This window comes from Monashia sp. HAY1-2A, assembly GCF_056755315.1.
Window position 1 is genome coordinate 1 of record NZ_JBNDHY010000108.1, and the last position, 14,804, is coordinate 14,804.

The window sequence follows — 14,804 nt, forward strand, 5'->3', positions numbered from 1 at the left end:
CAGCCCGCTCCTGGCGACCGAGGACGGGATGAGACCGACGCCCTCAACCCGGACGATCGAACGCGCCATCCGCGGCATGTCCGGTAAATCGACGGGCGCTGCCTTTCATCATGGATGGAAGAGCAACTGGGACAGCAGGTCAGGGAGGTCCGCACGGCATTCCTGATGCTGCCCGGGGGCCGCGGGTAGCGCCGGGCGCTGTTCGCGACTTCGACTGTGCCTGGCCAGCGGTCCGGCATCATGAGCGGCATGGATGTCCAAGTGCGTCAGCGCCGCCTGAGTGAGCCGTTCCTGGTGGGCCGGCCGCCCGGTGTGATCGGCCCCGTCGTGAGCGTGTTCTCTTTTTGGAGCGGCCTCGGTTTCCTCGTTGAGGGGCAGCGGTACCGGCCCAGCGAGTTCCGCAGGCGCGTCATCCTTCCGGGCATTCCGCGAAATGTGGAGGCGCGGGTGAGAGGCGGACTGCTGCCTGGGACTGAGAAGCTGCTCGTCGACGGTCAGGCATTTTCGACCGGTTGGGAGGCGCCGCTCGGCCTGCGGCTGTTGGCAGTGGCACCGGTCCCGGCGTTGCTGCTGGCCCACCCGTTCTGGAGCCTTCCTCCGACGTGGCTTGCGGTCCAGCTCAACAGGAGCGTCGTCCGGTCCAGCCTGCCCCAGCGGGCCAAGCTGGCCTTGATGGTCGCCAGCACGGTCACAGCGTTTGCGGTCACCTTCGTGCTGGGTGCGTTCTCCCGAACCGTGCTCCACGTGTGAGAGTCGCGCTGGCGGACGCCGCTACGAGGCGGCGCTGTCCGGGCTGGCTCTCGGGCAGATGAGCCGATGCCGAAACAGCACCCGTCACCCGGCGCCGGGCAGCGGTACCCCGTTGAGCGTTACCCGCTGCCGGTGCGCCTGCGCGATCGGGAGGTCGACCTGTGGTGGGGCCCGGACGAGCACGGCCGCGACATCGTTGCCATCGAGGGTGGCCGGCCGCTTGTGTGGCCCACCCTCGAGGCTTGCCTGGCCGCTGTCCGAGCCCGCGACCTGCCGGGCGCCGAGCAGGACAACCCGAGCCCGAGGTGCTGGACCGGCGGCCTGTACCCGCGTGGCTGCACGGAGAACATCTGCGCCTGGACCCGGTCGCCGCGCTGGACCTGTGGAACCTCGCCGGCGACGTCGCAGCGAGCGTCGAGGCGCCTTGGGGTGATGAAGGGCGCACGCCGACGCCACCCACGCCAAGCTCACCGCAGCGAACGTCCCGTGGCTGGTAGGTGCCCGCAGGACACCCCGCGCTGGAGCGCCCTCGAGTTGCGCCATCTGCGCCGCCGCATGCTCGCCGGGACTGCCTTCCTGCGAATCCGGTTGGGCACCTGAGGCGAACTCGCCCTACCGGGTGTGAAGTCGACCTGGAGCCGGCAAACCTCAAGTACGGCGTATCCACGCGAGGCGACATAGGACGCACGTTTCGACCGACCTGCGGCATTTGCGGAAACGCTCAAGAGGCGCACGGTGACGGGTATGGTCGGCGCACCGCCGTACAGGAGGACTGCCATGACGTACCTGGAGCTGTTCATGGGCTTCGTGCTGCCCCAGTTGGTGGTGATGGCTGCGATCGGCCTTCTCGGATACGTCGTGTTCAGGTTGATCAAGCCCAGAGCTCCGGAGAGCAAGGATGTTCGCGGCGCACGACGACCACGTCCCTAGGACGCGCGCTCATCGGCATGACAGTGAGAGTGCTTCCGCCTTCCGCCGGCGCACTGGGCTCAACTCAGACTGAGCGACGCTCAACGGCCCGGGGCGGCGCGTCGCTGCAGGTCAGGGACTTTCAGCCATACGCCTCGGCAACCGCCTCCTACCAAGCGAACTGACCCGCCGCTGAGCGGCATCAGGCATCCATCGCCCCCGGTCGCACGAAGCCACGTGAAGGGCAACCACCTAGACACCGTCATGTGTCGGCCGGTCGGCGGGTCAGCAGGTCAGCGGGTCAGCAGGTCAGCGGGTCGGGCCGACTGCCCGGCGACTCGCCACCCAGGCCTACGACGGCCTCGAACACTCCCTGCTTGGCCCGCCGCCCCATGCCCCGCGGCCGCTGCCGATGGGACGGTCAAGTGTCCCCGCACGGCCCCACGTCCCAACGGCCACGTCCGCCCCCCTTGCCCATGCCCGCTTCGTCTCGGCTGGCGTGGCATCCCGCGACAAGCCCCGCCAAGGCCGCGCCTACAACCACCCAGCACCGACCACAGCCACGGGTGCTCCGCAGTCGAACCCCTCCTGCAGGGCACGCCCGGGCAGCCGAAAGGAACAGCTCGATGACCAAGCCGCTCGACATCTTGAACGAAGCCGGAGTCTCCGTCTGGCTCGACGACTTGCGACGTCGCGCACTCACCGACGGCACGCTGCAAGCGCGGCTCACCTCCTCTGCCCTAGTGGGAGTGACCACGAACCCGACCATCTTCGCCCGCGCAATCAGCACCGGCGCGGAGTACCAGCAGGCCATCGAACAGCTCCGCGCCCAGCACATCGGACCCGCAGAGGCACTGCGGGTCCTGACCAGTCAGGACGTCCGTGCAGCAGCAGACCTGCTCAGGCCCATCTATGAGCGCACTTCCGCCTACGACGGGTTCGTCTCGATCGAGGTGGACCCGAGCCTGGCCTACGACGCCGACGGAACCCTCGCGGCAGCCCGGCTGCTGCACTGGCTCGTAGACCGCCCCAACGTGTTCGTGAAGATTCCAGCGACGCGGGAAGGCTTGGGCGCCATCACCGCCTGCCTTGCTGAGGGCATCAGCGTCAACGTGACGCTGATCTTCTCGCCGGGACGCTACCGCGAGGTCCTCGATGCAGCACGTGACGGAATGAGCGCCGCACTCGCGGCCGGCCGGGACCTGAAGACGCTGAGGTCCGTGGCCTCATTCTTCGTGTCCCGCATCGACACCGCGGTCGACGCCGCGCTCCAGGAGTTGCCCGAGCCGGAGCTGGCTGCAGAGCTGCAAGGTCAGGTAGGCGTCGCCTCGGCCCGGGCCGCCTACGGCATCTACCAGCAGCAGGCGCTGACCCAGCAGTGGCAGACGATAGTCGCGGCGGGCGGCGAGGTGCAGCGCCCCCTGTGGGCATCCACCGGCACCAAAGACCCCCGCTACCCCGACACGACGTACGTCGACCGGCTCGTGACACCCGATGCCATCAACACGATGCCAGCAGCGACCCTGGACGCGTTCATCGACCACGGCACCCCCGTCCCTGTGACAACCCAGGAGATCGAGGGGGCGACCCAGGTGCTGTCGGCGGCCCACGACGCCGGCATCGACCTGAACGCTGTCTGGTCTGGTCTCGAGAAGGACGGCATCCAGCAGTTCGCCCGGTCCTGGGAGTCGCTCACCGATGTCGTGGCCAACAACCTCACATCACGATGATGGGTAACCGCATGAACGCCCGCGCCCACCACGTTCCCGTGACTGGCGCCACCGGCGGTGCTCGCCGCGTCCACCAACATCAACTGCCCGGCGGTCCCTTCCTCCTCGAGTACCGAGCACCCCTGAAGCGGCCCACACTTCGCCGTAGGTCATTCACGGTCTTCCCAGCGAGATGCTCGCAACGAAGTGATCTGGTGCCGTGGCCGCACCAGCATCCCGGCGCGCGCCTCCCGGGACCCTGCAGATCGGGAAGGCCATGACGTACATCATCGGGCTGGGGCTGATCGTGACCGTCGTGGCGCTGTTCGTCGGCGGAGCTGTCTTCGTGCTGAGCCGCCCCAGTGGCACGGCCGACACGCTGAACAAGGACCCCGAAGGAACCGTGGCACAACGCAAGCGTCACCCCGAGGGGGCGGAACGGTCACATCTGATCGGCAGCCCGCCCATCGACACGATCACGACACAGGGGTGGGGAATGGCGCACAGGGGCGATGGAGCCTTGCCTGACGACCTGCCGGAGAACGTCTACGCGGCTGACGAGGGCCCGCAGCGCCCGGAGGGTGGGCCCTGACCACGCCTGGGAGGCAGGTTGTCCGCGACCCGGGACGCGCCGGCACACCCCGGCAGGCAGACCGCCGGGATGTTGTTCGGGTCCAACCGAGCCACCAGCCTCTGATGCCGCACCACACCGGGCAGCGTCCACGCCCCGATCCCTCGCGCAACCATCCCCAGCGCGGGTCATCCACGCTACGCGACCCAGACACGAAGTTCACTCGCCGTGCGGCGTCTCAAACCCGTTCGAACCGCGAGCTCGGCAACCAGCCGAAATCCTCCCGCCTTCGCCGACACAGGCCACACGTCCAAACGTGTAGAGCACTACACGTCACGCCCGGGCGAGTCGATGACGACCGCCATGGGACACGTAGCCTGGCCGGGGCGTCTCGGGCGGCGTGTGTGCGGTCCGCCCCGGCCAGGGGTCTGCGTCCCGGAGCGGGCGTGCCGCTTCACGGTCAGGTGCAGGAAAGGCTCTCGCCCGTTGCTCGACCTCACCCGGAGGTGCTCAGACCGTGGCCCGCCACCCGAATGCGAGTTGGAGTGGCGGGCCACGTCTGCTTCGTCCCGGCCCTTCGGCTGGTTGCACCGGACCGGAGGGAGTTGCCGCGCGGGTGCCCGAGAAGGCGGGGACAGCCGACAGGCGGGACGATGTCGTGTCAGGAAGCCGGCGGAATCCGACGTTGACGACCAGGTCCATCGGTCCGGCTCAGCCGTTCCCTTTCCGGGAGATGCTTCCTCACAGGGACTAGGAGACCGCATGAGGACGCCGTTGGAATACACACGTACGCGACGCGTAGCCCACAGATCAGGACATGGGCGGGCTGCCGCATGGCTTCCCGAAGCTCGAGGTGAGCATCACGCCTTGCCCGTGCACGCCCCGACTGAGCCTCCTACCCGGCAGGGAGCCGAGCGTGAAGGCCAGCCGAAGCCGGGTTGATTCTTCCGGCACGCGATGCCGGCCGGTGAAGCATGCCCAACCAGTTACCCGACGAGCGCGTCCGAGCGCAGCGGTCGTGCCTACGGCTTGAACGGCCGCGGCGAAGGTAAGGCACGCAGCTTGATGTGATAGCGGTAGAGGTCACCGCGCGCAGCCGACCTGCCGTACTCCACGGGTTGGCCATTCCGGTCCATGGTGAACCGGCGGATGACGATCAACGGCGACCCTTCCACGACGTCCAGTGCGGCAGCCTCGCGGGCCGAGGCCGCCTCGGCCGAGATGGTCTCGGTCGCCTCGGCCACCGCGCCTCGGCTCGTTGCAGCGATAGCTCCGTACAGCGAGCCGTCCGCCTGCAACGCTGCCTTGTCCAGGGCCCGACCGACGTCATCGGGAATCCACGAGTCCATCACGGCAAACGGCTGCCCGGACGCTGTGGCGGTACGGGAAACGAACCAGATCGGGTCCCGCTGAAAGAAACCGACAGCCTCCGCGCACGGCGAGGGGTCGATGCCGACCTGCAGGTCCCGCACCGCCGGCACCAGACCAAGCTCGGCGATGACAGAGGTGAGGCTGCGCAGAGAGCCCAGAGAGTGTGCAATGCCCGGCTCGCCGGACACATATGTGCCAGAACCGCGGCGACGGGTCACCAGACCTGAGTCGGCCAGCTGCTGCACGGCCGCTCGTACCGTGTTACGGCTGACACCGAACTGACGCATCAACTGCGCTTCACTCGGCAACTGCTCACCCGCACCGAACTTGCCCGCGTGAATCTGGGCAAGCAGCCGTCCGGAGATCCTGCCGTAGAGCGGCTCCTCCTCGCCGCGTTGACTCATCGCCCGGCGTCTTCGGCCGCAGCACCGCTGCCAACGTTGGCGACCCCAGCCAGCCTGCCCGCCAGATCTTCCAGGTCTAGCCCGTTCGCGTCGAGCACCTCGTCGTAGATGGGGGCCGGCACGGCACCGATACCGGCGTAGGCCCCGGAAATCGCTGCAGCCATGCAGCCGACCGTATCGGAGTCACCGCCGGCGTTGGCTGCCAGCACAGCAGTGAGCCACGGATCCCCCCCTGCGGCGACGAAGAAGGCGACCGCTGCCGGGCACGCCTCGGCAGCCGGCAGACCAGTGCCCACCGTCGATACGACCGCCTCGATCGCCTCCTCGTGCGTGTCAGCGGCCAACACTGCAGCGACAGCCATGTCGATCCGCTTGGAGATGCTGGGACCTGGAGCGAGCCGGCCCCGCTCCGCGCCCAACCGCTCACCGAGCCGGGCGCCTGCGCGCGCCGCTCGAACGACCTCGAACATGTCCGCTCCACCAGCCGCCGCAGCGACCGCAGCAGCAATCGCGCCTGCCCCGCCAACACCAAGGTTGGTGTTGTGGCTCGGGACGCAGGTGAGGAACGCCGCGTGGACCGCCCCGTCAGGGTCACCGGGATGGACCAGACCCGCCGGGGCCACACGCATCGCGCCACCGTTGCTGGTGCCCTCGGTCATGATGCGGCCAGCCTTGCCCACCTCCCACGGGTCCTCACCCTGGCGCAGCCGGTCAATCGCTCGCCGCGTCGTCGGTCCAGCGAAGTGCGGGTAGTACTGCTCCTGAGTCGACCACTCCAGGATCATCGCTGCGACCGCCTCTGGCGTCACCGCCCCGCCGCCGGCGATGAAGACCTCACTGAGCATCACCATCTGGCTCGAGTCGTCGGTGACCTGCCCGGCCCGCCGACCCTTGGCGTACGGGGAGTCAACCGGCGGCGGGTAGAACCGGGTCACGAGCCCGCCGAACAGCTGACGTATCTCCGCAATCGAACGCTCTTCAGTCGGTGCACCGAGGGCGTCTGCGATGCAGGCGGCCGCCAGGGACCCATGGATCCGGTCTTCCAGGCTGAGCTGGGTGTTCATGTCTTCTCCGTCATCTCGAGGTCGAACTGAGTGGTGGTCACCTGAACGTGCAGCGGCACCGGGCCGGTCGGCAGCTCGTCGGAGCCGGGCGAGCGCCCGCAGGCCGTGCCGGTCAGATAGGTGCGGGCTCCGAGGTGACTGATGCATCTGGCGGCTGCGAGAGCAGCCGACTGCAACGCCTCGGGAACGGACGCCCCGGACAGCAACGACCCCAGGAACGTGCCGTTGTGCGCGTCGCCGGCGCCAGTGGTGTCAACAGGTGCGACGCCTGGCGCCGTGGCTTTCCACGCCTTCCCGCCTGCGAGCGCAACCGCTCCCCGAGCACCCCGGGTGACCACGAGCGCGCCCGGCTCGGTGTCGGCCAGCGCGGCAGCAAGACGGCCACGCGGCAGCCCCTGCCCGGCCTCGCGCAGCGTGTCGACGTTGGTGAACACGACCTCCGAACGGCTGGCCAGGTCCAAGCAGGGCCGGATGCCGGAGCGGAACGCGCTGCGTTCCAGGTCGATCACCAGTCGCGCGCCAGCCGCTTCGGCCGCTGTCGCGACCTCGGCGGCCCAGTCGATGTCATCGGCAAGGGCGTAGATGTAGTCGGCGTCGCCGAGCGCCGTCGCCACCTCGGTGGGGTCTGGCACCTTGATGCCGGTGTTGGCCCCGACCAGGCACTTCTCCCCGGTTGCGTCCAGCTGGATGAGACAGCTGAAGGTGCGCCCGGGCAACCCGAGCGACGGCGTGACATCGACCTTGCATCGGGCGAGGTCGGCCAGCAGGCGACCGCCCTCGTCCCCTGTGCCGTAGCAGGTCATCAGCGTGGTGTCGGTGCCCGCAGCAGCGGCCGCGGCCGCGAAGTTGGCTGCCATCCCCCCGCCCCAGACGCCCAGCAGGTCCCCGATCGCCTTCTGGTCCGCGGCCGGGAAGAACGGCACACGCACGTACGTGTCGATGCTGAGGTCGCCGGCGACCAGCAGCCTGTCGCTGCCACCCCGCGTGCTCATGCCGTGACCGTCCTCGAACGTGCGGACACCAGCCGGTTGAGCACGACGCTGAGGATGAGGATTGCGCCCAGCACTCCGACCTGGACGGTGCTGCCAACCCCAGCCAGCTGCAACCCGCTGTTGACGACGACAACAAGGGCAACCGCAATGAGGACGCCGCTGACCCGACCACGCCCGCCGAAGATGTCGATGCCGCCCAGGACGGCGATCGTGATGGCCTGCAGCTCCAGGCCGAACCCGGCGGACGGGCGTGAGGTGAGCAGCCACGAGTTCGTCACGACAGCACCGGTTGCCGCCAGGACACCCGAGATGACATACAGCCCCCAGCGTGTGCGGCGCACGTTGCTGCCGACGAGCGAGGCTGCGCGGGCGTTGCTGCCCAGCTGGTAGACCTCGCGTCCACGCCGGGTCCGCCACAGAGCCAAGCCGGCCACCAGGTAGACAGGGACCAGGACGAGCAGCACCTGGACGGGGATGCCAGCGATGGCGCCCTGCCCGAGCATGCTGAAGCCATCTCGGTCGAACCCACCGAACTGCTTGCCGCCGCTGACCACGTTCGCCAAGGCGCCGTAGCAGTACAGCGTGCTCAGGGTCGCGATGAGCGGTGGCAGACCGATGCCCGCCACCAGCAGGCCGTTCACGGCGCCCAGGACAGCGCCGATGACCAGGGCCAGGACCGCAGCCAGCCACGGACTGATCCCGACCTGCTCGGTGAGAAGACCCATGAGGACGCCACTGAGGCTCAGCGTCGACCCGACGGACAGGTCGATTCCGCCACCGCCGCCCAAGATCACGACGGACTGGCCCAGCGCGAGCAGCCCGATGATGACCCCGTACTGGGTCATCGAGAGCAGGTTGTCCAGCTGGAGGAAGTACGGCGACAGGGCGGCCATGACAGCGCCCGTGACGATGACAAGGACGGCGAGGAAGGCTCGCCGGTCAAAGAGTGCGTTCAGCTTCACGAGTGAGCTCCCGCCTGACGCTCCAGGTTGCGCCGGGTGATGACGTCGATGGACACGGCGAGCGCGACGGCAACCCCGACCAGGACACCGCTCCACAGGGCCGGCACGCCGACCAGGACGACGCCCTTCTCCAGGACTGCGATGAACAGCAGACCACCGAGGGTGCGCAGCACTCCCCCTTGCCCGCCAAGGACGCTGGTACCGCCGACAACGACGGCAGCGATGGCGGCCAGAGTGAGCTCGGAGCCGCTGTTGGACTGCACGACACCGACCCGGCCCAGGTAGATCAGCGAGGCAAACCCGACGAGCAGACCGAGCACGGCGTACGCGCCGAAGGTGACCCGCGCGGTGTTCACACCCAGCAGGCGCGCGCCGACCGGGTCGTTGCCGGCCGCGTAGATGTGCCGACCGAACCGGCGCATCCGCAGCGTGTAGTAGAGCAGCGCGAACACCAGCAGCACCGGCAGCATCAGCATCGGAACTCCCGCCCACGGTTGCCCACTCAGCAGGGGCGTCACAGGGCCCGAGAACAGGTCCCGGCTGTTCCACAGCAGGAAGAGCACGGTCTGGTAGACCGCCGACATGCCCAGGGTCGCGATGATGGGAGCCACCCCCGCGACGACGACGATGAGCCCGTTGAGGCAGCCCATCAGGATGCCACCGGTCGCGGTCACCACGACGACCAGCAACGGGTGCATGCCGGTGTTGACCAGTGTCGCGGCGACCCAGCTGAGCACTCCAAGCATCGCGCCCACCGACACGTCGATGCCGCCGAGCAAGATGACGAGGGTGAGGCCGGCGGCGACGAGGGCCAGGTCTCCGGCGTTGACGAGAAGATCGGAAATGCTCCCACGTGTGAGGAACTGGCTCGACAGGACGCTGAAGAGGATGACCTCGGCGGTCAACATGGCCGGCATCAGGCCACCTCGCAGCAGCTGGGAAGGCCTGATGGTGCGGTGCAGCGTCACGCTCATGTCATCACCGGGCTCTCTGTCGGCTGCAGGCCGAGGGTGGCGCGAAGCACTGCCCGCTCGGTTCGGTCCTCTGCGCTCAGCAGCGCCTGCACGCGCCCTTCACGCATGACGAGGATGCGGTCAGAGACCGCCAGCAGCTCGGGCAGCTCGCTGGAGATGACGACAACGGCGACACCGGTGTCGGCCAGCGCCATGATCTGCGTCTGAATCTCTGTCTTGGTCCCGACGTCGATTCCCCGCGTGGGCTCATCGAGGATGGCCAGCCTCGGCTGTGTCGCCAGCCACCGGGCCAGCAGACTCTTCTGCTGGTGGCCACCCGAGAGCGACATCACTGGGTCATCAGGGCTCTTGACCTTGATGCGCAGCGTGTCAATCTGGTCACGGGCCAGGCGCTTGAGAGCCCGAAGGTCAAGCACTCCGGCCCTGGTGTGCCGGCGCAGCAGGGACGCGGTGATGTTCTCGGCGGTCGACATGTACGGGAAGAGACCCTGGGTGCGCCGGTCCTCGGGCAGGTAGGCGATGCCGGCGGCCATGGCCTCCTTGGAGCTGCGCGGGGCATACGGTGCCCCGTCAAGGCTCATCCGTCCCGCGGTCGCTGGCTGGTCACCGAACACCGTCAGGGCCAGCTCGGTGCGTCCGGCGCCGACGAGCCCGTACATTCCCAGGACTTCCCCGGCGTGGACCTGCAGGCTGACATCGACGAACTGTGAACCGCTCGACAGGTGCTCGAGCTCGAGCAGGACATCACCGATGTCGGGATGCTCCCTGGGCGTCACAGAGCCGATGGCCCGCCCGCTCATCAGCTCGATCACCTGCGCGTGGTCGCCCGCACTGGCCTCGAGCATTCCCACGAGCGCTCCGTCCTTCAGGACCAGGAACCGGTCGGCGATCCGGGCCAGCTCATCGAGCCGATGCGTGATGTAGAGGACTGCCACGCCGGCTGCGACGAGCCGGTCAGTGGCCGTGAACAGTCGTTCAGCCTCCCGGGCGGTCAGGATGGAGGTCGGCTCGTCCAGGATGAGGACCTTGCTGTTGGCGTTCACAGCTCGAGCGATGAGGACCATCTGCTGCTCGGCCAGGCTCAGCGAGCCCATGTCACGCTCCAGCAGGCGAACGTCCAGCTCCAGGTCGCGGAAGGCGTCAGTCGCGGCGACGCGCATCGGCCCCCATGCCATCTGGCCGAACCGGTCGAGTACCTCCCGGCCCATGAACATGTTCTCCAACACGCTCAGATGGGCAAAGTAGGACGGCTCCTGGAACACGATGCTGACCCCGGAAGCCGCCGCCTGCGCCGGCGACTTCGGCCGGTACGGCACACCAGCCAGCTCCACGCTGCCCGCATCCGGGCGGTAGACCCCGGCAAGGATCTTCATCAAAGTGGACTTGCCGGCGCCGTTCTCCCCCAGCACAGCCAGACGCTCGCCCGCGTGCAGCTCGAAGCTGACATCGCTGAGGGCACGCGTACTGCCAAAGACCTTGGAGAGGCCGGAGACGCGAAGGACAGTCGGGGCGCTCATCAGTAGTTGAACTGGTCGACGTTGTCCTTGGTGAAGATGGTCGGCGGGCCGAGAACGAGCGTCTTCGTCGAGTCGTCGTACTTGGCTTCGGGGTAACCGTCGATGGAGCCGGACGCCGACAGCTTCTTGCCCTTAAGGACCTGGTCCATCGCCCACACCGTGAGCCCGCCCAGCTTCGGGACGTCCCACAGCACCGTCGAGTTCATGGCGCCGCTCTTGAGGAACGGGGCGGCCGTCTGCGGGGACCCGAACCCGGTGACCGCGACCGCGCCGGCCTTGCCGGCGTTCTTGACGGCCTGAGCCACACCGGGAACGGCAGTGCTCGGCACCGCAATCAGGCCCTTCAGGTCAGGGTTGGCCGTCATCAGGTTCTGCGCCTCGGTCAGCGCCTGCGCCGAGGTGGTCGTGTAGCGGATTCCACCGACGAGCTTCATACCCGGGAACTTCTGCTTGTTCTCGGCCGTGATCGCCGCAATCCACTTGTTGAAGGTGTCCGTGTCGGGAGCCCCGGAGACGATCCCGTACGTTCCCTGGCCTGCGGCAGCCTTCCCGATCTCGTCCATCGCAGCCGAGCCAAGTGCCGCATCGGTGGCCTGCTGGACGAACAGCTGACGCTCGCTGTGCGGCGCGTCAGCGTCGGAGGTGATCACGACGACGCCCTTGGCGCGGGCCTGGCTGATCGCGCTGTTCATCGACGCCGGGTCCAGGGGCGAGACGGCAATCGCCTTGAAACCCTGCTGGACCAGGCTGTTGAAGATGCGTAGCTGCTCGGCCGAGTCGGCTGTCGAGGGGCCCGCCTGCGTGTAGGACAGGCCGATTGCGGCCGCCTCATCCTGCGCCCCCTTCTTGAAGCCCGCGAAGTACGGGATGCCCTCCACCTGCGAAAGGAAGGCCACCTTCGTGCCGCTGCCCCCGCCGGACGAGCCCGTTGAGGCCCCAGTCGATTTCGTGCCGACCGTGCTGCAGGCAGCTGTGGCGAGCACCGCCGCAAGAAGGACGGTGGTGGACGTGATGAACCTCTTCATTGGGGAACCTCTTTCACGACGAGCTGGAAGCGAGATTGCTGGAAAGTAGTGACTGGTTGGGACAGGTCTCAAGGGTGGTTGGTACAACTTCGTGGGCGGATGGGAGTGCCGCGCACGCGGCGGGCTGGAAGTGGCCGGAAGTTGTACCAGCTGGTCGGGCTCGGGTTCGTCACCGGCGCTACGAGGCCCGCCCGGAGCGCCGGACCCCTTTCGAGGGCTTCCGGGACGGGGCCGGTGGCACCGACTGCGCTGCCTGCGCCTGCTCGCGCCCACCTCTCGACGGGAGCCCAGCGGCGGCCGTGGAGACCCGAGCGGACCGCACCGGCCGGGGCGTGAGGGCCACCTGGCTAGGCCGCGAGCATGTGCTGTCGCAGATACGTGTCGTACAGCTCGCGGTCCAGGTCAGACAGGCACTCCCAGTGGGACTTTATCTCCAGACGCATCGCTTCCAGCGCGATGCTGTACGGGCCCGAGACCTCCTCGATCTCGTTGCGCAGCCGCCGAAGCCTGACGTGGGTCTGAACGGCAGTGGGAAGCCGGGCCAACATGATCACGACCTCCCCTCCGACGTCGGCCGGCGCGTGCGGACGCTTGCCCGCACGCAGGACTCGGCGGTGACATCGCAGGCCGCCAGGGGCGGGTCAGAGAACACCTTCGACCACAGGGCCAGGGCCGCAGGGTTCGAGGGCTCGAGGAACGCCCACACCTCGGTGACGTCCGCGTCTGGGAGTCGGTCCCGCAGGGCCAGCGTCAACGCCGTACCGAGCCCCTGCTGCTGGCATCGGTCCGCGACCCAGACGGCGACTTCTGCTGCGTGTGGCGCCCACACGACCGCGGAGGCGACCCCCACGAGCTCGCCGCTGCCCGGCTCGAAGCCGTAGACGTTGAGCCGGTCGGTGCGAACCTGCGCGAGGCCCTCGAGCTCTGCCAGGGGCAGGCTCGAGACCGTCGCGTGAAAGCGCTCGCGACGGCTGTGGCGGGAGGTTTCCAGGAAGAACTGGTCTGCGGCAGCCACCGTCGGCGGAACCTGGGTGATGCTGATCTGGCACATCGGTCTGACACTTCTGCGAACGGCGGTCGCGGTGTCTGCGGGCTGCGCCGTGATGCGTGGCCTTGCTCGTGACCGCCTGGTTGATGGAAGTCCAGCCAACCTCAGCCAGAGCGCGCAGGCGTGCCCCCTGCGGGCCACCACGGGCACGATTCGGGCCGACGCGCTCACCGGCCGCCGGCCGGCCGGGCCCGTGCGCACGGTGGCGCACTGGAGTGCGGATCAGGCGCGTGCCTCGTTCGAGACATTCGGGTCTTCGGTGATTCCCGTGGTGCGCTGCCTGGCGCGGTAGGCACCCGGGGAGGTCCCTTGGCGCCGCAGGAACACCCGGCGCATCGTCTCCGTGCTGCCGAACCCGGAAAGACGTGCCACCACCTCGAGGTTGTCGTCAGTCGACTCCAAGTGCGCCTTGGCTGCCTCGAGCCGGATCTGCTCGACCACAGCGGAGGCACTCATACCGAGCTCAGAACGGAACAAGCGCGTCAGGTGGCGCGCGCTGAGCCCAGCCCGGCTGGCCAGCGCCTGCAACGTGTGGTCCTTGTGCGGCGCCTCGACGATCGAGTCGAGCAGCCGGTCAAGGACACGCTGCTTCGGCCGGGGTATCTCAGCACGGGCGGAGAACTGCGACTGACCACCCGGACGCATCATGAACATGACCAGGTGCTTGGCGACCTGACGGGCAAGGTCTGGACCATGGTCGGCCTCCACGAGCGCCAACGTGAGGTCAAGACCAGCCGTGATCCCTGCAGAGGTGATCACGCTGCCGTCCCTGACGAAGATCGCGTCGCCGTCGACGGCGACCGCGGGATAGAGCGTTGCCAACAGCTCCGCCAGACTCCAGTGTGTCGCCGCCTTGCGTCCATCCAGCAGGCCGGCCGCGGCAAGGGGAAACGTGCCCGCGCAAATGCCTGCGGTGCGCCGAGCAAGCCGGGTCAGCCGCTGTACGGCGTCAAGCAGTGCATCATCGGTCGTCGTCGACTTCCAGTCCGGACTTCCCGGAATGACCAGCGTGTCAAAGGGATCCGTCACATCAGCCCATGCCAGGTCTGCGCCCAGCTCGAGTCCGCCAGTGGCTCGCACGGGCTGCCCATCGGCCGACGCCGTCAGCACCTCGTAGGTCGCGCCATGCTCGTTGGCAACGGTGAGGACCTCGATTGGCCCAGTGGCATCAAGCAGACGAACGCCCGGATAGAGCACGACAACGACGGTCCGAGACTGCGCTCGCTGGATGAACATGGCGCACAGCGTGGCCCCTGACAGCGCCTCGGACAAACCGAAGGCCGAACCAGTTCCCCGATGTCCCGATGTGTTGGGTGTGTGTCCTGATGTCTGCGTTGTGGGCGGTGGTGGCGGCGTTGCACCCAAGGTCCGCAACACATTGCATGGAGGTCTTGATGACACTGGCAAGTTCTGAAACGAGTCCGGGGATCCGGTTCGGCTCGGAGGTCCGGGTCGCGCTGGGTTTGGCGGCCGGCCCGGTCGTGGCGCTGGGGTTCACCCGGTTCGCC

At 68.1% G+C, this 14,804-nt stretch carries 14 protein-coding genes; 4 read left to right on the top strand and 10 right to left on the bottom strand.

Annotated features, from left to right (window positions below; all coding sequences use genetic code 11):
• Positions 1 to 249 precede the first annotated feature (249 nt).
• The 4 genes from ACPYOM_RS15415 (at position 250) to ACPYOM_RS15430 (ending at position 3,960) form a co-directional block, all read left to right on the top strand.
• Entirely contained in the window at positions 250 to 750 is a 501-nt protein-coding gene (locus ACPYOM_RS15415; RefSeq protein WP_481346629.1) for a hypothetical protein, read from the top strand.
• Between the two features lie 777 nt (positions 751 to 1,527).
• Entirely contained in the window at positions 1,528 to 1,680 is a 153-nt protein-coding gene (locus ACPYOM_RS15420; protein ID WP_481346630.1) for a hypothetical protein, read from the top strand.
• A gap of 605 nt (positions 1,681 to 2,285) precedes the next feature.
• The gene (gene tal / locus ACPYOM_RS15425) at positions 2,286 to 3,389 is read left to right on the top strand and encodes a transaldolase (protein ID WP_481346631.1); all 1,104 of its coding nucleotides are present in this window, start codon (positions 2,286 to 2,288) and stop codon (positions 3,387 to 3,389) included.
• 256 nt (positions 3,390 to 3,645) lie between these two features.
• Complete coding sequence (locus ACPYOM_RS15430) at positions 3,646 to 3,960, top strand: hypothetical protein (protein WP_481346632.1); 315 nt, start codon at positions 3,646 to 3,648, stop codon at positions 3,958 to 3,960.
• Positions 3,961 to 4,961: 1,001 nt separating this feature from the next.
• Here the strand turns inward: ACPYOM_RS15430 and ACPYOM_RS15435 are convergent.
• The 10 genes from ACPYOM_RS15435 to ACPYOM_RS15480 form a co-directional block, all read right to left on the bottom strand.
• The gene (locus ACPYOM_RS15435) at positions 4,962 to 5,714 is read right to left on the bottom strand and encodes a GntR family transcriptional regulator (protein WP_481346633.1); all 753 of its coding nucleotides are present in this window, start codon (positions 5,712 to 5,714) and stop codon (positions 4,962 to 4,964) included.
• The gene (locus ACPYOM_RS15440; RefSeq protein ID WP_481346634.1) at positions 5,711 to 6,778 is read right to left on the bottom strand and encodes an ADP-ribosylglycohydrolase family protein; all 1,068 of its coding nucleotides are present in this window, start codon (positions 6,776 to 6,778) and stop codon (positions 5,711 to 5,713) included. Before ACPYOM_RS15440 ends, ACPYOM_RS15435 begins: the two co-directional genes overlap by 4 nt.
• Positions 6,775 to 7,770 (bottom strand): carbohydrate kinase family protein, encoded by a 996-nt coding sequence (locus ACPYOM_RS15445; protein WP_481346635.1) that lies wholly within the window; start codon positions 7,768 to 7,770, stop codon positions 6,775 to 6,777. The genes ACPYOM_RS15440 and ACPYOM_RS15445 overlap by 4 nt, the downstream gene beginning before the upstream one ends.
• Positions 7,767 to 8,732: an ABC transporter permease gene (locus tag ACPYOM_RS15450; protein ID WP_481346636.1), complete on the bottom strand. Its 966-nt coding sequence runs from the start codon at positions 8,730 to 8,732 to the stop codon at positions 7,767 to 7,769. Before ACPYOM_RS15450 ends, ACPYOM_RS15445 begins: the two co-directional genes overlap by 4 nt.
• Positions 8,729 to 9,649: an ABC transporter permease gene (locus ACPYOM_RS15455; RefSeq protein ID WP_481346637.1), complete on the bottom strand. Its 921-nt coding sequence runs from the start codon at positions 9,647 to 9,649 to the stop codon at positions 8,729 to 8,731. Before ACPYOM_RS15455 ends, ACPYOM_RS15450 begins: the two co-directional genes overlap by 4 nt.
• Positions 9,650 to 9,702: 53 nt before the next feature.
• On the bottom strand, positions 9,703 to 11,223 hold the full coding sequence (locus ACPYOM_RS15460) for a sugar ABC transporter ATP-binding protein (protein ID WP_481346638.1): 1,521 nt from the start codon (positions 11,221 to 11,223) through the stop codon (positions 9,703 to 9,705).
• Positions 11,223 to 12,248, bottom strand: a complete 1,026-nt coding sequence (locus ACPYOM_RS15465) for an autoinducer 2 ABC transporter substrate-binding protein (RefSeq protein WP_481346639.1) — start codon at positions 12,246 to 12,248, stop codon at positions 11,223 to 11,225. Before ACPYOM_RS15465 ends, ACPYOM_RS15460 begins: the two co-directional genes overlap by 1 nt.
• A gap of 347 nt (positions 12,249 to 12,595) precedes the next feature.
• A complete protein-coding gene (locus ACPYOM_RS15470; RefSeq protein ID WP_481346640.1) occupies positions 12,596 to 12,802 on the bottom strand; it encodes a hypothetical protein in 207 nt (68 codons plus the stop codon).
• The gene (locus ACPYOM_RS15475; protein ID WP_481346641.1) at positions 12,799 to 13,299 is read right to left on the bottom strand and encodes an N-acetyltransferase family protein; all 501 of its coding nucleotides are present in this window, start codon (positions 13,297 to 13,299) and stop codon (positions 12,799 to 12,801) included. The genes ACPYOM_RS15470 and ACPYOM_RS15475 overlap by 4 nt, the downstream gene beginning before the upstream one ends.
• 219 nt (positions 13,300 to 13,518) lie before the next feature.
• Complete coding sequence (locus tag ACPYOM_RS15480) at positions 13,519 to 14,532, bottom strand: GlxA family transcriptional regulator (protein ID WP_481346642.1); 1,014 nt, start codon at positions 14,530 to 14,532, stop codon at positions 13,519 to 13,521.
• Positions 14,533 to 14,804: the final 272 nt, after the last annotated feature.